The 14,927-nt window shown below is 63.1% G+C and carries 19 protein-coding genes; 10 read left to right on the top strand and 9 right to left on the bottom strand.

The features are described from left to right. The first annotated feature begins 81 nt into the window (after window positions 1-81). The gene (locus tag KUL25_RS21215; RefSeq protein ID WP_257894710.1) at window positions 82-723 is read left to right on the top strand and encodes a pyrimidine 5'-nucleotidase; all 642 of its coding nucleotides are present in this window, start codon (window positions 82-84) and stop codon (window positions 721-723) included. Window positions 724-856: 133 nt separating this feature from the next. Next, complete coding sequence (locus tag KUL25_RS21210; protein ID WP_257894709.1) at window positions 857-2,062, top strand: UbiH/UbiF family hydroxylase; 1,206 nt, start codon at window positions 857-859, stop codon at window positions 2,060-2,062. Between the two features lie 9 nt (window positions 2,063-2,071). Here KUL25_RS21210 and KUL25_RS21205 read toward each other — a convergent pair whose 3' ends face one another. The 3 genes from KUL25_RS21205 to KUL25_RS21195 form a co-directional block, all read right to left on the bottom strand. Beyond that, window positions 2,072-3,202 (bottom strand): aminotransferase class V-fold PLP-dependent enzyme, encoded by a 1,131-nt coding sequence (locus tag KUL25_RS21205; RefSeq protein ID WP_257894708.1) that lies wholly within the window; start codon window positions 3,200-3,202, stop codon window positions 2,072-2,074. A gap of 61 nt (window positions 3,203-3,263) precedes the next feature. After that, the gene (locus KUL25_RS21200; protein WP_068362469.1) at window positions 3,264-3,719 is read right to left on the bottom strand and encodes an Lrp/AsnC family transcriptional regulator; all 456 of its coding nucleotides are present in this window, start codon (window positions 3,717-3,719) and stop codon (window positions 3,264-3,266) included. Further along, window positions 3,716-4,171 carry an Lrp/AsnC family transcriptional regulator gene (locus tag KUL25_RS21195; RefSeq protein WP_257894707.1) on the bottom strand — a complete coding sequence of 152 codons (456 nt, stop codon included), beginning with the start codon at window positions 4,169-4,171 and terminating at the stop codon, window positions 3,716-3,718. Before KUL25_RS21195 ends, KUL25_RS21200 begins: the two co-directional genes overlap by 4 nt. A gap of 132 nt (window positions 4,172-4,303) precedes the next feature. Here KUL25_RS21195 and ilvC point away from each other — a divergent pair, with 132 nt between their 5' ends. The 3 genes from ilvC (at window position 4,304) to KUL25_RS21180 (ending at window position 6,928) form a co-directional block, all read left to right on the top strand. Next, window positions 4,304-5,326 carry a ketol-acid reductoisomerase gene (ilvC, locus tag KUL25_RS21190; RefSeq protein WP_257894706.1) on the top strand — a complete coding sequence of 341 codons (1,023 nt, stop codon included), beginning with the start codon at window positions 4,304-4,306 and terminating at the stop codon, window positions 5,324-5,326. Between the two features lie 95 nt (window positions 5,327-5,421). Continuing rightward, window positions 5,422-5,883 (top strand): GyrI-like domain-containing protein, encoded by a 462-nt coding sequence (locus tag KUL25_RS21185; RefSeq protein ID WP_257894705.1) that lies wholly within the window; start codon window positions 5,422-5,424, stop codon window positions 5,881-5,883. Between the two features lie 121 nt (window positions 5,884-6,004). Further along, a complete protein-coding gene (locus KUL25_RS21180; protein WP_257894704.1) occupies window positions 6,005-6,928 on the top strand; it encodes a DMT family transporter in 924 nt (307 codons plus the stop codon). Here KUL25_RS21180 and KUL25_RS21175 read toward each other — a convergent pair. The 4 genes from KUL25_RS21175 to KUL25_RS21160 all read right to left on the bottom strand — a co-directional run bounded on the left by KUL25_RS21175 (window position 6,895) and on the right by KUL25_RS21160 (window position 10,140). Continuing rightward, window positions 6,895-7,371 carry a CAP domain-containing protein gene (locus tag KUL25_RS21175; RefSeq protein WP_257894703.1) on the bottom strand — a complete coding sequence of 159 codons (477 nt, stop codon included), beginning with the start codon at window positions 7,369-7,371 and terminating at the stop codon, window positions 6,895-6,897. The genes KUL25_RS21180 and KUL25_RS21175 overlap by 34 nt on opposite strands. 192 nt (window positions 7,372-7,563) lie before the next feature. Next, entirely contained in the window at window positions 7,564-8,907 is a 1,344-nt protein-coding gene (locus KUL25_RS21170; protein WP_257894702.1) for an 8-oxoguanine deaminase, read from the bottom strand. Further along, window positions 8,900-9,697, bottom strand: a complete 798-nt coding sequence (locus tag KUL25_RS21165) for an inositol monophosphatase family protein (protein WP_257894701.1) — start codon at window positions 9,695-9,697, stop codon at window positions 8,900-8,902. Before KUL25_RS21165 ends, KUL25_RS21170 begins: the two co-directional genes overlap by 8 nt. Window positions 9,698-9,759: 62 nt before the next feature. After that, on the bottom strand, window positions 9,760-10,140 hold the full coding sequence (locus KUL25_RS21160; protein WP_257894700.1) for a helix-turn-helix domain-containing protein: 381 nt from the start codon (window positions 10,138-10,140) through the stop codon (window positions 9,760-9,762). A 209-nt stretch (window positions 10,141-10,349) separates the two neighbouring features. On the opposite strand from KUL25_RS21160, the gene KUL25_RS21155 reads away from it, so the two are divergent. Continuing rightward, window positions 10,350-11,309 carry an NADPH:quinone oxidoreductase family protein gene (locus KUL25_RS21155; RefSeq protein ID WP_257894699.1) on the top strand — a complete coding sequence of 320 codons (960 nt, stop codon included), beginning with the start codon at window positions 10,350-10,352 and terminating at the stop codon, window positions 11,307-11,309. 6 nt (window positions 11,310-11,315) lie between these two features. Here KUL25_RS21155 and KUL25_RS21150 read toward each other — a convergent pair whose 3' ends face one another. Beyond that, window positions 11,316-12,170, bottom strand: a complete 855-nt coding sequence (locus tag KUL25_RS21150; RefSeq protein WP_257894698.1) for a LysR family transcriptional regulator — start codon at window positions 12,168-12,170, stop codon at window positions 11,316-11,318. A 122-nt stretch (window positions 12,171-12,292) separates the two neighbouring features. On the opposite strand from KUL25_RS21150, the gene KUL25_RS21145 reads away from it, so the two are divergent. The 4 genes from KUL25_RS21145 to KUL25_RS21130 all read left to right on the top strand — a co-directional run bounded on the left by KUL25_RS21145 (window position 12,293) and on the right by KUL25_RS21130 (window position 14,428). Further along, entirely contained in the window at window positions 12,293-12,529 is a 237-nt protein-coding gene (locus KUL25_RS21145; protein ID WP_257894697.1) for a DUF1127 domain-containing protein, read from the top strand. A 144-nt stretch (window positions 12,530-12,673) separates the two neighbouring features. Further along, window positions 12,674-13,432, top strand: a complete 759-nt coding sequence (locus KUL25_RS21140; protein WP_257894696.1) for a Bax inhibitor-1/YccA family protein — start codon at window positions 12,674-12,676, stop codon at window positions 13,430-13,432. 207 nt (window positions 13,433-13,639) lie between these two features. After that, entirely contained in the window at window positions 13,640-13,807 is a 168-nt protein-coding gene (rpmG, locus tag KUL25_RS21135) for a 50S ribosomal protein L33 (RefSeq protein ID WP_068362429.1), read from the top strand. Between the two features lie 129 nt (window positions 13,808-13,936). Continuing rightward, window positions 13,937-14,428, top strand: a complete 492-nt coding sequence (locus KUL25_RS21130; RefSeq protein ID WP_257894695.1) for a GNAT family N-acetyltransferase — start codon at window positions 13,937-13,939, stop codon at window positions 14,426-14,428. Between the two features lie 130 nt (window positions 14,429-14,558). Here KUL25_RS21130 and KUL25_RS21125 read toward each other — a convergent pair whose 3' ends face one another. Beyond that, the gene (locus KUL25_RS21125) at window positions 14,559-14,798 is read right to left on the bottom strand and encodes a hypothetical protein (protein ID WP_257894694.1); all 240 of its coding nucleotides are present in this window, start codon (window positions 14,796-14,798) and stop codon (window positions 14,559-14,561) included. Window positions 14,799-14,927 lie beyond the last annotated feature (129 nt).

Genomic DNA, 14,927 nt, shown 5'->3' with positions numbered 1-14,927 from the left:
TCAAGGCCATAGACGCTACGGCGCAGACCGCCGCCTGTCCAGTCACTTGCAAGGACTCGGTGCCGCGCGTAGGGGAAAGGGATGGCTCAACTGACCGACATCGACACTTGGGTATTTGACCTCGACAATACCCTCTACCCGCCTGACATGGCGCTGTTTCCGCAGGTGAATGCGAAAATGGCGGCCTATGTGCGCGACACCCTTGGTGTGTCCCAGGCCGAGGCAGACGCCCTGCGCCACCACTACTATACCGTGCATGGTACAACGCTGGCGGGCCTTATGGCGCACCACGACATTGACCCGGCTCCCTACCTCGTGGCGGTGCATGATATCGACTTCACCGTCCTCTCGCCCGATCCACAGCTGGCCGCAGCCATCGCCGCCCTGCCCGGCCGCAAGATCATCTACACCAACGGCACCGCCCCCTACGCCGAGACCGTGGCCGAGGCCCGGGGTCTCGGCGGGCTGTTCGATGCGATCTACGGGGTGGAACACGCCGACTATCATCCCAAGCCCTCGGCGCTGGCGTTTGACACGGTCTTCGCCAAGGACGCCCTCACCCCCAATCGCGCCGCGATGTTCGAGGATGAGGCCCGCAACCTCCGCGTTCCCCATGCCCTGGGGCTCACGACGATCCATGTGTCCCCCACGCCAGCACAAGACGACTTCATCCACCATGGCACACAGGATCTGACGCAGTTCCTGCAACGGCTGCCTTACTGACCACCGCCGTCGTTGTCGCGCAGGGCGATAGGTGCTGCGGGTCGGTGAGCGGGGCCGTGTTCGTCGCCTTCCAACGCCCGCCCGAGACAGATGGTCGCTTTCCCCTTGGCGTGACACGACCTACATCTGAGTCATGACTGACGTGAAAGACATCGACATCTTCATCTCCGGTGGCGGCGTTGCCGGCCTGGCAGCAACCATTGCCTTCGCGCAGGCGGGATTTTCGGTGCTCTGCGCCGACCCCTCCCCCCCAATCACGACCCGAGAGGACACGGGCGCGGACCTGCGCACCACGGCCTTCCTGCAACCCGCCCAGGCCTTTCTCGACAAGATCGGCCTTTGGTCCGCGTTCGCGCCCCATGCCACGCCCTTGCAAGTCATGCGCATCGTCGATGCGGGCGGTGATTTGGCCGCGCCCCGCGCCACCCATGATTTCAACGCCGCTGACATCTCGGACCGGCCTTTCGGATGGAACCTGCCCAACTGGCTCTTGCGCCGAGAGATGGTCGCGCACCTGAAGACCCTTCCCAACGCGACATTTCTGCCCGGCACGGGAACGGCCCATGTCCTGCCCCGAGAGGCCGAGGCGCGCGTAACCTTGAGCGATGGAACGCGGTTGCGCGCCAAGCTGATCGTCGCCGCCGACGGCCGCGCCTCTCCGGTGCGCGAGGCGATGGGCATCGACGTCAAGACAACCCGCTATGGGCAAAGGGCGCTGGCCTTTGCCGTCACGCACCACGCCCCCCACGACAATATCTCGACCGAAGTGCACCGCACCGGCGGTCCCTTCACGCTGGTGCCCCTGCCGGACCATGAGGGCAAGCCGTGCTCGGCCATTGTCTGGATGGATCGCGGGCCAGAGATTGCCCGTCTGACCGCCTTGCCCGAAGCCGAGTTCGAGGCGGAAATGACCGCCCGCTCCGCCGGCCTCTATGGCCCGCTGACCCTCGCCTCACGCCGCACGGTCTGGCCAATCATCAGCCAGATTGCCGAGCGTATGGTGGGTGAGCGCGTCGCATTGGTGGCCGAGGCGGCCCATGTGGTGCCGCCCATCGGCGCGCAGGGGCTGAACATGAGCCTCGCCGATATCGCAACGCTGTTGGAAATCGTCTCCAAGCACCCGGAGGACCCCGGCGCGGCCACTGGCCTTACGCAATATTCCCGCGCACGGCACACTGAAATCAAGGCGCGTGTGACCGGCGTGGACGCGCTCAACCGCGCCTCCATGGCCGATGCGCAAGGCCTGCGCGACATGCGGTTGCGGGCGTTGAATAGCCTCTACTCCGTGGCCCCCGTCCGGCGCATTCTGATGCGCGCGGGGCTTGGGGCCACGGGCTAGATCGCGACTTTAGCCGAAGATCTCATCAATCGGGCCTTGCAGGCGTGAAAGCGCCGCGTCGACATCATAAAGCTTGTCGAGGCCGAAAAGGCCAAGGCGGAAGGTCATGAAGTCTGCAGGCTCATCGACTTGCAGGGGCACACCAGCGGCGATCTGCATGCCGAGGGCTGCGAATTTGGCGCCGGATTTGATCTCGGGGTCATCGGTATAGCTGACGACCACGCCGGGAGCGCCGAAACCATCGGCTGCCACGGACTGCACGCCCTTGGCCTTCAGCATCGCGCGAACGCCGTTGCCCAAGGCCCATTGCGCGTCTTTCAGCTTCTCAAAGCCGTAATCGCGCGTCTCCAGCATCGTGTCGCGGAACACACGCAGGGCGTCCGTGGGCATTGTGGCAAGGTAAGCATGGCCGCCGCCTTCATAGGCCAGCATGATCTTGTGCCAGGCCTTCAGATCACCCGCGAAGGAGTTTGACGTCGTCTCTTCCATCCGGGCCACAGCACGCTCGGACATCATCACAAGGCCCGCACAGGGTTGCGCCGACCAGCCCTTTTGCGGGGCAGAAATCAACACGTCGACGCCGGTTTCCTTCATGTCGACCCAGGCACAGCCCGACGCGATACAATCCAGCACCATAAGCGCGCCAACCTCATGGGCGGCGGCGGCCAGCGCTTTGATGTAGTCATCCGGCAGGATGATGCCTGCGGAAGTCTCCACATGGGGGGCGAAGACGATGCCGGGTTTGGCTTCCCGGATCTTGGCGGTGACTTCGTCGATCGGAGCTGGCGCGTAAGGCGATTGCGGCGCATTACCCGCAGGGCGCGCCTTCATAACCGTCACGTCCCCCGCGAACCCGCCTGCGTCCAGGATCTGCGACCAGCGGAAAGAGAACCAGCCGTTGCGCACGACAAGGATATCTTCGTTTTGCGCGAACTGGCGGGCCACGGCTTCCATCCCAAAGGATCCGCCCCCCGGAACGAGGGCCACGGCGTCGGCGTTATAGACCTCTTTTAGCATGGAGGAGATGTCCGTCATCACGGTGCGGAAGCTGGCGGACATGTGGTTGAGGGACCGGTCAGTGAAGACGACCGAGTATTCCAGCAGGCCATCGGGGTCGATGTTGTCGAGAAGCGCGTTCATGGGTGTGATCCTCCGTTTGAATAAAGAGATACGGGGGCCGCGCGGCGGGGTAAACCCCGCCCTACAGCGGGCCGGGGCGTTGTTCCTCGGACAAAAGCACGTTGGCCTCCACGTTGCCGACGCTTGGCAGCGTCATGATGCGGCGGCGCAGGACACGTTCGAAATCCGCCAGATCGCGGGCAACGACGCGGAGGCGGTAATCGTAAAGGCCAAGGACGTGTTCTACCGTCTGCACCTCGGGGATCGCAGAGATCGCGCGTTCGAAATCCTCAAGGCTGACGCGGGATTTTGTCGCCAGCTTGACGCCGAGAAACACGGTAACCCCGAAGCCCAGAGCGGCAGCATCCAGATCAAGGCGGCGCCCCGCGATGATACCCGCCTCGGTCAGTCGCTTGATCCGCCGCCACGCGGCGGGTTGGCTGAGGTCCACGCGACGCCCGACCTCAGACGCCTTCAGCGTCGCATCCGCCGCCAACAAGCGCAGGATGGCGTGGTCGGTCTGATCCAGATCCATCATATCGGGAAACTCGTGGAGTTCTTGATCTCGGCCACCTGCATCAGCGCCTCGATATCCGCCATATGGGGCAAGTTGAGGATACTGTTGCGATAGACCTGCTGATAGGCCGCGAGGTCGCGCGCAATCACCTTCAGGCGCGCATCCACGCGGCCAAGGAAGGTCTGGATCTCGATCACCTCGGGGACCTTACGGGCGGCAGCGAGGAATTCGTCAAAGGCACGCGGGTTGGTCTTGTCCAACGTGATGCGCAGGGAGACCTCAACCTCGAACCCCAAGGCGCGCCAGTCGATCACCGCGCGTTGGCCCCGCAACACGCCGCTGGATTGCAACTTTTCCAACCGTTTGTAGGCACTGGCCAGCGGCACACGGGCCGCTTCGGCCAGATCACCGACCGATTGCGCCGGATCGGCTTGCAGGTGCCGCAGAAGGCGACGGTCGATGTCGTCAAGCATGAAAATATCCAAAATCTCTTATTAGAGGAATAATTTTCTCACTTATCATCAAATTTCATCCAAGTCGAATGGCGATTTCCTCCTTAAACCTCGCCATGTTCGCCGCAATTCATACACCTCAAGGAGAGAGACATGCGCGTTTACTATGATCGCGATTGCGATGTGAACCTGATCAAAGACATGAAAGTCGCCATTCTGGGCTATGGCTCCCAGGGTCACGCCCACGCGTTGAACCTGCGGGACAGCGGTGCGAAGAACGTCGTCGTGGCGCTGCGCGACGGCTCCGCTTCGAAGGCGAAGGCCGAGGGTGAAGGCCTCAAGGTCATGGAAATCGCCGAGGCCGCCGCCTGGGCCGACCTGATCATGTTCACCATGCCCGATGAATTGCAGGCCGAGACGTACAAGAAGTACGTGAAGGACAATATCCGCGACGGTGCCGCGATTGCCTTCGCCCATGGGTTGAACGTGCATTTCGGCCTGATCGAGGCGTCCGACAAGGTCGACGTCATCATGATGGCCCCCAAGGGCCCCGGGCACACCGTGCGCGGCGAATACACCAAAGGCGGTGGCGTGCCTTGCCTTGTGGCAGTTCACAACGACGCATCGGGCCGCGCGCTGGAAATCGGCCTGTCCTATTGCTCCGCCATCGGTGGCGGGCGCTCGGGCATCATCGAGACGAACTTCCGCGAGGAATGCGAAACCGATCTGTTCGGTGAGCAGGCCGTGCTGTGCGGTGGCTTGGTTGAGCTGATCCGCATGGGCTTCGAGACGCTGGTGGAAGCCGGATACGCGCCCGAGATGGCCTATTTCGAGTGCTTGCATGAAGTGAAGCTGATTGTGGACCTGATCTACGAGGGTGGCATCGCGAACATGAATTACTCGATCTCCAACACGGCCGAGTATGGCGAGTATGTCTCTGGCCCGCGCATCCTGCCCTACGACGAGACGAAGGCGAAGATGAAAGCGGTTCTGCGCGACATCCAGACCGGCGCATTCGTCCGGGACTTCATGCAGGAAAACCAGGCGGGCCAGCCGTTCTTCAAAGGCACGCGCCGCTTGAATGACGAGCATCAGATCGAGCAGGTCGGTCAGAAACTCCGTGACATGATGCCGTGGATCTCTGCTGGCAAGATGGTCGACAAAGCCAAGAACTGATCGCCCAATAATTGCGCACGAACGAAGGGCAGGCCCACAGCGGCCTGCCTTTTTTGTGCTTTTCGGGATAAATTGGCCCCGAAAGGAGCACTCCGATGGAAATCACACGCAAGACACTCCCCGCCCAACCCTACCTCTACGTGGATCGCGAATGTCCCTTCGGCCCTGAAATCGCTGACGCGATGGGCTCCGCCTTTGGCGAATTATTCGCCTTCGTCGGGCAAGCCGGGGTAAGCCCCATGTCGATGCCGATGGCTATCTATACCGAGATGGACCCGAAGATCATGCGTTTTCGCGGGGCCGTTGCCGTGTCGACTGAAGATGCGGAGAAGGCCACCGGCACGGTCAAATCCGATACCCTGCCCGGCGGCGACGTGATGCACGTCACCCACACCGGCCCTTATGACCAGCTGCGCCAGACACATGAAACGTTGTTGGCACATATGGAAGCAGAGGGGATCAAGGGCACCATGCCCACCTGGGAGCACTACATCGACGATCCTGGCGACACCGCGCCCGAGGACTTGCGGACCGAGATCTACTACAAGATCGGATAGTTCAAAGCCCTTGGTTGACGCCCCGGACACCGCGGGCCAAGTCATCGGGTATGAATGACTTTTCCAGTTTTGGCCGTCGCGTGGTTCTTTGTAGCGCCCCGTGCCTTCGCGAAGGCCCCCTATGACGGCCCCCTCACCCACAAGTCCCGGCGTCGCCAATACGCTTTTGATCCTGCTGCTTGGCGTGATCTGGGGCACCGTGTTCATGAGCACCACGCTGGCGCTTGAGGGGATCAGCCTGTGGTGGGTCGCGGCCGGGCGGCTGGCGATCGCTGCCGCGTTCCTGCTGCCGTTGGGCGCCCTCATGGGACAAGGCCTCGGCACCCTCAACAGCGCGCGCGCGTGGGTGTTTTCAACGGTGATCGGCGTCGGGGCCTATGCGTTGCCGTTGACGTTACTGGGCTGGGGGCTGAGTTATGTGCCCTCGGCATTTGCGGGCGTCGCAATGGGGGCGATCCCACTGATGGTGCTGCCGCTTGTGGCGATCTTCTCCCGCGAGGAAGGCATCGGACCGCGTCGGATTATCGGCGTGTGTCTCGGCTTTGTCGGTCTGGTTCTATTGGTCGGGCCGGGGGCGTTGGAGGACGGAACCCTGTCCGGCCGCGTGGCCTGTATCGGCGCGGCGGCGTGCTATGCGGCGGGCTCCGTGTTGACCCGGCGCGCGCCGAAGATCCCACCCGTGGCCTTCGCCGGGGCGACGCTGTTGATGGGTGCCATTGCGATGGTGCCGCTGGCCTGGATCATCGACGGGCCACTGCAGATCACCGAAACATCTGCCATGTGGGCGCTGCTTTATACGGCGATCTTCCCCACCGCGCTGGCCGCGATCCTGCGCGTGCGCGTGATCACCACAGCGGGGTCGGTGTTCATGTCATTTACCAGCTACATGATCCCGGTCTGGGCGGTGCTGTTCGGCGTCACCCTGATGGGCGAAGCCCTGCCGCCGCAATTGTTCTGGGCGCTTGGGCTGATCCTTGCGGGCATTGCCATCAGCCAGTCGCGTACGTTGCTTCAGCAACTGCGCCCAAGGACCAGAACCGAATAGCCACCCGCGCGGGCAAACCCGAATTGCGTGGCCTCCGCCGCCAGGATGTTGCGGCGATGCCCGCCGGAGCCCATCCAATCCTCGAACACTTCGGCGGTATTGGCCTGTCCGGCGGCGATGTTTTCGGCCGCGAAACAGGCCGAATACCCGGCAGCGCGCAGGCGAGACGTCAACGTGGATCCGTTTGAGCCGGTATGGGACAGGTTGCCTGATTGCGCCATGTCATCCACGTGGGCCTGGGCCGCCGCTTGCAACGCCGCCGAGTGACCCAAGGGGCGGGCTAATCCCTGCCCCGCGCGCAATGTGGACAGGCGCGCGCCGACGGCAGCAATGTCCACGCTTTCCCCAAGGCTGAGGCGTTGAACACCGCCGACGCCTGTGGGTGCACAGGCGGCAAGCGCCAGCGACAGGGCCAAAAGCCCGCTCGCAAGATGGATCTTCATGGTCGTGATCCTTTTTCAGGTTTGCTCGATAGAACGAAGAATGCCCGAGCGTGGCGGAGGCAGCAAGAGGGCCCGACATCGCACATCACAGCCTGTGGATAAAGCTGGGGATAAAAATTCGGCACATGGGATTAGATCAATCCTTTGGTCCCATTCAACGAAAATTCCAACTTTCGCCTTCCAAAAAGGTAATTACCTCGCCTCAGCGAGGCCCCGCGCAAGGTGCCTTTGGCGGGCGAGATGCGGCGCCAAATCAAGGGTTGCCATTTCACCGTCTCGGACCACCACGCGCCCCTCCACGATCAGATCGCGCACACGGCGGGGGCCTGCCAGCAACAACGCCGCGAGGTCCCAACTGCCCGCCGCCTCTACCCCCGACATGTCCCAGATCGCCAGGTCGGCGCGGAAACCCACTGCGATCTGCCCGATCTCGGCACCCCGGCCCAGAACCTCGGCGCCGCCGCGCGTGGCGATGCGCAAAGCCTCGCGGGCAGACATGGCATCTGGCCCCCGTGCCACCCTCTGCAACAGCAGCGTCTGCCGCGCCTCGTCGATCAGGGATCCGGCATCATTGGATGCCGATCCGTCCACGCCAAGGCCCACCTTCACCCCCGCGTCCCGCATCGCCCGCACCGGCGCGATGCCCGACGCGAGCCGGCAATTGGAGCACGGACAATGGGCAACCCCGGTGCCCGAGCGGGCAAACAGATCAATCTCGGACCCATCAAGCTTGACGCAATGGGCGTGCCACACATCGTCCCCGGTCCAGCCGAGATCCTCGGCATATTGGCCGGGTCGGCAGCCGAATTTCTCCAGCGAATAGGCGATGTCCTCGTCGTTTTCGGCCAAGTGGGTGTGCAGCATCACGCCCTTGTCGCGGGCCAGGATCGCCGCGTCGCGCATCAACTCGCGGCTGACCGAGAAGGGCGAGCAGGGTGCTACGCCAACCCGACACATGGACCCCGGTGACGGGTCGTGGAACGCATCGATGACGCGCAGGCAATCTTCAAGGATCGCGGCCTCCCCTTCGACCAGCGCATCTGGCGGCAAGCCACCGTCGGACACGCCGATAGACATCGCGCCACGGGTGGGATGAAACCGCAGGCCAACCTGTGCCGCCGCCGCGATGGTGTCGTCCAATCGTGCGCCATTCGGGAACAGATACATGTGGTCAGAGGACGTCGTGCAGCCCGATAGGGCCAGTTCGGCCAATCCGATGACGGCAGAGGTCTCCATATGGTCCGGGGTGAACCGCGACCAGATCGGGTAGAGCGTTTGCAGCCAGCCAAACAGTGCCGCGTCCTGCGCGCCGGGCACCGCGCGGGTGAGCGTTTGAAACAAGTGGTGATGGGTGTTCACAAGGCCCGGGGTCACCAGACAATCGCGGCAATCAAGCGACGGCGCGCTCGACACAAGCCCTTGCCCCACCTCGACAATCTTCCCGTCACGCAACAGGATGTCGGCGTCGCGCACCTCGCTTCCCGCGTCATCCATCGTCAGGCAATGGGCCACGTTGCGCAGAACCAATTCAGACATTCAAAGCCCCCTTCACCAATGCCATCGCCTCGGCATGCAAAGCGGACGAGGACGCCGCAATGACGCGCCCGCCCCCGTGGACCGGGCCGCCTTCCCAATTCGTGATCACGCCTCCTGCCGCCTGTATCAGCGCCACCGGGGCGGCGATGTCGTAGCTTTGCAAGCCCGCCTCGATCACCAGGTCGATCTGACCCGCCGCCAGCATCGCGTAGGCGTAGCAGTCGCAGCCATAGCGGGTGAGTTGAACCCGGTCACGCACGGCATCGAACGCGCGGCGCTCGGCCAGGCTGCCCACTTCGGGGAAGGTCGTGAACAAGGTGGCCTCTGCCAACGTGGCCGCCGGTTCCACCCCCAACGCGGCCTCCCCCAAGGGACCCGCCACCAAGGCGCGCCCGAAGCCGCCCTCGAACCGTTCGCCGATGTAGGGTTGGTCGATGATGGCGTAAATCGGACCCGACGCATCACACAACGCGATCAAAACACCCCATGTGGGCGTGCCGGAGATGAACCCGCGCGTCCCGTCGATCGGGTCGAGAACCCACGTCAGGCCGCTCGTGCCCTCTTGCGTGCCTTCTTCCTCGCCCAGGATCGCATCGTCTGGTCGCTGCTCGGCCAAGACGGCGCGCATGGCGGCCTCTGCGGCGCGGTCAGCGACGGTCACCGGGTCATAGCTGTCGACTTCCTTGGAAATCGTTCCCAAACCGCCCCGCCGGAAATGCGGCAGGATCGCCGCGCGGGCGGCGTCGGCCATGGCGTGGGCCGTTTCCATCAATGCCTCTTGATCCGCCATCCCAATCCCTCGCGATCCATTCAGGGGCGGGCGTGACACGGCGGGCGCGCAGGCGTCAAGGTTCAGGCGGCGGCGTCCGACAATACCCGCGCCAGATCGAACAGGCGGCGCCGCTGGTTTTCCGGGATCGCGTAGTAGGACCGAACCAGTTCCAACGCCTCGCGGTCCCCCAGAAGATCGCCTGGCAGGACCTCTCCGGTGGCGCTGGTGGCGGCTTCTTCGGCCTGGCCCATGCCTTCGAAGAAATAGGCGACGGGCACGTCCAGCGCCGCGCCGATGTCCCAAAGCCGAGACGCCGAAACACGGTTCATCCCGGTTTCATATTTCTGGATTTGCTGGAACTTGATACCAACGGTTTCGGCCAACTGCTGCTGCGTTCGACCTACCATCCAACGGCGCTGGCGGATGCGTTTACCTACATGTACGTCCACGGGGTGTGTCACGGGCGTCTCCCTGAAAAGGGCAAGGGTCGTTGCTGTCGAAGCCTTGTTTTCCTGCGCTGCTGTCTGAAGGCGGCGCCACATCGTGACATCTAGGGTAGTTCCCGGCCTTGCCAATTCAATGGCAGGTTGTGCGAAAAACATCAGGCATCTGGCGGCGCGGGCGGCAAGCCGTTAGGACCAAGGGGAATACTCTGCGACAGGAGGCGACCATGCGCGCATTCGTGGTAAGCGATCACGGGGTGCCCCCCAAGATTAAGGATCTGCCCGAGCCCGTGCCCGGCCCCGGCCAGGTGCGCATCCGCATCCACGCCTGCGGGCTGAACTTCGCGGATCTCTTGATGGCCAAAGGCACCTACCAGGAGACGCCCGCCCCGCCCTTTACCTTGGGTATGGAGATCGCCGGCGTGGTGGAGGCCTTGGGCGAAGGCGTCACCGCGCCAGCGCTCGGCAGCCGCGTGGCGGTGTTCGAGGGCTCGGGCGGATTGGCAGAGGCGGGAGTTTTTTCCGCCGCGCGCTGCGTGGTGATCCCGGACTCCATGCCGTTCAATGAAGCGGCGGGGTTCCTTGTCGCCTATGGCACGTCACATCTGGCCCTGACGGACCGTGCACGGCTGCAAAAGGGCGAGCGTTTATTGGTTCTGGGGGCCGCAGGCGGCGTGGGCCTGACGGCGGTGGAATTGGGCGCCGCGATGGGGGCCGAGGTGATTGCGGTCGCGCGCGGCGCCGACAAGCTCGCCGTCGCGAAGGCCGCAGGCGCGACCCATGTGATCGATAGCGACACTGCCGATCTCAGGGCCGAGGTGAAAGCCCTTGGCGGCGCTGATGTGGTCTACGATGCGGTGGGCGGTGACGGCTTCAAGGCCGCGATGCGGGCGACGAACCCCGGCGGGCGGCTGATCGTCATCGGGTTCGCCAGCGGCGACGTCCCTCAGATTCCGGCCAACCACCTGTTGGTCAAGAACATCGACGCTATCGGCTTTTACTGGGGCGGCTACCTGAAATGGGCACCCGAGCGCCTGGCCGCCAGCCTTGCCGACCTGATGCAGATGTATGAGGCGGGACAGCTATTGCCCCACATCGGCGCGCAACGACCGCTAAGCGACGCCGCCGACGCGCTGGAGCTTTTGCGGTCACGCAAAGTGTCAGGCAAGGTCGTCGTGACGATTTAGGCAGCTCTAGATGGCGTGGAAGGCCTGCCGGATCAGGTTCACCAACGCGTCCACAGGCTCGGATCGCGACAACTCCGAGCGGTACATGTTGATGCGAATGCGCGGCAGCGTCGGCAGGGCACCGTGATGCGGGATTATCGCGGTATAGGGCGATTCGGTCCCTTCGATCACCGCGTGGACGGCCAGATCCGCGCTGACCGTGGCCTCTACCGTGCGGATTGAGTCGGCCTCCACGCCGACCTCCCACGGGATCCCCGCCGCGTCGAGCGCCGCCAAGGCGGGGCCGCGAAAGATGCAGGCGTCTTCCAGGGCAAGCCGCAGGGGGCGTTGCTTCCACATCTGGCCCTCTTTCGCGCCCACCCACACCATGGGCCGCTCCAGCAGGGTCTCTCCGCCGCGATCCACGTCTTCTTCTGTCGTTAGAATCACATCCGCCTCGCCACGTTCCATCGCGGCCTTGAGGTTCAGGGTTCCCATCGACAGAAGCGTCACACGCATGCGGGGATAGGCAACGTTGAACCGTTGCAGGACCTCCGGGATCGCCGGATAGACAACGTCGTGGGGCGCGCCAAGAAGGATCTCGCCCTCGAACTCCGTGGCGGTCAGGCGGCCCAGAACTTCGTCGTTCAACTCCAGCATCCGACGCGCATATCCCAACATCTGCTCTCCTGCGCCGGTGAGGTGCAGCTTGCGCGTCGTGCGGTCGAACAGCGCCACGTCCAGCGCCTCTTCCAGACGCTTGAGCTGCATCGAGACCGCCGATTGCGTCAGGTTCAGAAAGCCCGAGGCTTTCGTAACGCCCCCTGCATCCACGACCGTCACGAAGGCCCGCAAAGCTGTAAGATCAAGGTTTCGCGCCATCCATCAATTCCCGTGATAATAAACTTCAATAACATTCACTATCAAAATGTGGATCTCTCGTCTATACATCACACATCGGAATGACGGAAGCACACTTCGTCACAAAAATAAAAGGAAGCGCCGTGGCACATTTGCCCCTCTCCCGCCCGCAACAGGCCTCTCTCTCCCGTGCCGTGGCGGCCTGCGCACCCAAGGTTCAATTGACGTTGCTGCAACGCCTTCTCGGCGTCTGGCGCCAGCGTCAGCACCTTGACCGCCTCCCCGATCACCTGCGCCACGACATCGGGTTGAGCGACGCCGAGATCGCGCAAGAAGTGAAGCGCCCGATCTGGGATGTGCCGCACACCTGGCGGCGCTAAGGCATCCGCAGGCCCCACCATAGGAAAAAACTATCGACCCTTGCAGCACCTGCAGGGGTCGTTTGCTTGAAAAAAGCCGTATTCTACCCAATATGCTTTCGCGAGAGGCTCGATCACCGAGCCCGCAGTTATTTGGAGGTACCCATGGCTGACTATCAGACGATGCGTTCCCAAGGCATGGCCGGCTCCGCCGCGGAGATCGACCAGGGCCTGCGCGCCCATATGAACAAGGTCTACGGCACGATGTCGATCGGCCTGTTGATCACCTTTGCCGCCGCTTGGGCGTTCGGGTCAAACCCGGCGCTTCTGTCGATCCTGAACGATCCGGTGACGCTGCAGCCTACGATTCTAGGGTGGATCGTGATGTTTGCCCCCCTCGGCATGATCTTCGCCTTCGGCGCGATCATCACCCGCGCGTCGTCTGCGGCAGCGCAGTTGTTTTTCTACGCCTTCGCCGCCGTAATGGGCATGTCGATCAGCTACATCTTCGCCGTCTTCACCGGCGCATCGATCATCCAGTCGTTCCTTGTGACGTCAATCGCCTTCGCGGGCCTCAGCCTTTGGGGCTACGCGACCAAGAAAGACATCTCTGGTTGGGGCGCGTTCCTGATCATGGGTCTGATCGGTGGTATCGTGCTGATGCTGCTGTCCTTTGCCTTGTCGGCGTTCTGGGGCATCGTGATCCCCGGCTTTGATCTGGCGCTGTCCGCGCTGCTGCTTCTGGTGTTTGCGGGCCTCACCGCCTACCACACGCAGACGATCAAGCAGGACTACATCGATCACGCACAGCATGGCGACAGCGAGTGGCTGGCGAAGTCCGCAATCATGGGCGCGCTGAACCTCTACATGTCGTTCATCAACATGTTCTTGATCATCCTAAGCTTCCTGGGCAACCGCGAGTAAGCTGACGGAATACTCCATTGGAAAGGGCCGCATCACTGCGGCCCTTTTTCGTTTCCCGTCCGTCCGAATGGGCCCATGATGACCGCAGTTTCCCCTCCATGGGCATTTGAGTGTTGACTCCCCCCATGGCCGGGGTACAAGGCGCGCTCTACATGAACACTGCGTGAGCGGCGATAGCCCTCCGCCCCGACACTAAGGAGCCTCTCCATGGCGAAGCCAACAACGATCAAGATCCGTCTCAACTCGTCCGCCGGCACGGGTCACTTCTACGTGGCCAAGAAGAACGCGCGCACGATGACCGAGAAAATGGTCGTACGAAAGTACGACCCCGTGGTGCGCAAGCATGTCGAGTACAAAGAAGGCAAGATCAAGTAAGCCATCTTCGAAACACAAGACATCAAGGGCCGCGCCGAGCAATCGACGCGGCCCTTTTTCTTTGCCTGAACGTCTTTCGACTCCAGGCAAGCCAATGGCAAACGGGAGGAACCAGCCATGGTGCATGAGATGACGATACGCGCAACAAACACGGGCGACCTGGCCCGTGTGGATGCGCTTTTGGCAGCGAGCTATCCGGTGCTTCTGAAGCCCGACTACGCGCCGTCGACGCTTGTCACATGCCTGCCGCTGATCACCCGCGCACAACCCGAGCTGCTGCGATCGGGCACCTACTACATTGCCGAGGATGACGACGGCCCGCTGGCGGCGGGCGGCTGGACCCATGGCGCGCCGCAGGGCGGTGTCGGCCCCCGTGACGTAGGCCATATCCGCCATGTTGTGACCCACCCCAAGGCCCTGCGCCGCGGTCTGGCGCGTGCCCTGCTGGAGCGCAGCTTTCGCGCCGCGCGCATGTCGGGCGTGCGGTGGATGATGTGCCAATCAACCCGCACCGCAGAGCCGTTCTACGCCTCCATGGGGTTCCAGCGGCGGGGCGAGATCGAGATCCGCCTGCGCCCCGGAATAGGCTTCCCCGCTGTCGAAATGATCCGACCGCTGTGACATGAAATGATGATGGATCGCGGCCCTCTGCGCCCAAGACGGTCGCGAATCGATGGGCCCGACGCCTGCCGAACGGCACAGGCGGGCGGGCAATCGAGCGGACTTGAGCAAGAGAGAAGCTAGGCGTTGCCTATTCGGCCGGGTGCAAGTCCGGCCGAGGGGCGGCCTTGTCACGGGCCTGAAAAAGCAGGTTGATCACAACCGCGAGCCCGCCCGTCACGACCACGCCGATGTAAAAGTACGTCGGAAAGCTCACGCCCCAGTGCACAAGCTGCGGCAGCAGGAAGTAGTGAACGGCCAGATAGGAAGCGGTCCCGGACATCACAACACGCGAGATGTCGCGCAGATCGATTTCGGTCTTATGTATCATGAAGGGACCCAGTTCTTGGCTTCGACACCGTCGGAATGCCGTCACAATTGGACGAAACTGGGGCGCGGATGTGAAAATCGTGGACGACGCCCCGCGCCGCGCTTGCGACACCCCGCGCCCGCAGGTAAA

This window comes from Gymnodinialimonas phycosphaerae (genome assembly GCF_019195455.1).
In the GTDB taxonomy this organism is placed as follows: Bacteria; Pseudomonadota; Alphaproteobacteria; order Rhodobacterales; family Rhodobacteraceae; genus Gymnodinialimonas; species Gymnodinialimonas phycosphaerae.
Note: the sequence above shows the minus strand (reverse complement) of the source record. Positions and strands in the feature narration are given on the sequence as shown.

Excerpts from the sequence above, each read along its gene's own strand:
- KUL25_RS21180 (WP_257894704.1), top strand. The coding sequence starts at position 6,005 with ATGACGGCCCCCTCACCCACAAGTCCCGGCGTCGCCAATACGCTTTTG.
- KUL25_RS21170 (WP_257894702.1), bottom strand. The coding sequence starts at position 8,907 with ATGTCTGAATTGGTTCTGCGCAACGTGGCCCATTGCCTGACGATGGAT.
- KUL25_RS21125 (WP_257894694.1), bottom strand. The coding sequence starts at position 14,798 with ATGATACATAAGACCGAAATCGATCTGCGCGACATCTCGCGTGTTGTG.
- KUL25_RS21205 (WP_257894708.1), bottom strand. The coding sequence starts at position 3,202 with ATGAACGCGCTTCTCGACAACATCGACCCCGATGGCCTGCTGGAATAC.
- KUL25_RS21195 (WP_257894707.1), bottom strand. The coding sequence starts at position 4,171 with ATGCTTGACGACATCGACCGTCGCCTTCTGCGGCACCTGCAAGCCGAT.
- KUL25_RS21140 (WP_257894696.1), top strand. The coding sequence starts at position 12,674 with ATGGCTGACTATCAGACGATGCGTTCCCAAGGCATGGCCGGCTCCGCC.
- ilvC (WP_257894706.1), top strand. The coding sequence starts at position 4,304 with ATGCGCGTTTACTATGATCGCGATTGCGATGTGAACCTGATCAAAGAC.
- KUL25_RS21175 (WP_257894703.1), bottom strand. The coding sequence starts at position 7,371 with ATGAAGATCCATCTTGCGAGCGGGCTTTTGGCCCTGTCGCTGGCGCTT.
- KUL25_RS21200 (WP_068362469.1), bottom strand. The coding sequence starts at position 3,719 with ATGATGGATCTGGATCAGACCGACCACGCCATCCTGCGCTTGTTGGCG.
- KUL25_RS21210 (WP_257894709.1), top strand. The coding sequence starts at position 857 with ATGACTGACGTGAAAGACATCGACATCTTCATCTCCGGTGGCGGCGTT.
- KUL25_RS21155 (WP_257894699.1), top strand. The coding sequence starts at position 10,350 with ATGCGCGCATTCGTGGTAAGCGATCACGGGGTGCCCCCCAAGATTAAG.
- rpmG (WP_068362429.1), top strand. The coding sequence starts at position 13,640 with ATGGCGAAGCCAACAACGATCAAGATCCGTCTCAACTCGTCCGCCGGC.
- KUL25_RS21185 (WP_257894705.1), top strand. The coding sequence starts at position 5,422 with ATGGAAATCACACGCAAGACACTCCCCGCCCAACCCTACCTCTACGTG.
- KUL25_RS21215 (WP_257894710.1), top strand. The coding sequence starts at position 82 with ATGGCTCAACTGACCGACATCGACACTTGGGTATTTGACCTCGACAAT.
- KUL25_RS21130 (WP_257894695.1), top strand. The coding sequence starts at position 13,937 with ATGACGATACGCGCAACAAACACGGGCGACCTGGCCCGTGTGGATGCG.
- KUL25_RS21150 (WP_257894698.1), bottom strand. The coding sequence starts at position 12,170 with ATGGCGCGAAACCTTGATCTTACAGCTTTGCGGGCCTTCGTGACGGTC.
- KUL25_RS21165 (WP_257894701.1), bottom strand. The coding sequence starts at position 9,697 with ATGGCGGATCAAGAGGCATTGATGGAAACGGCCCACGCCATGGCCGAC.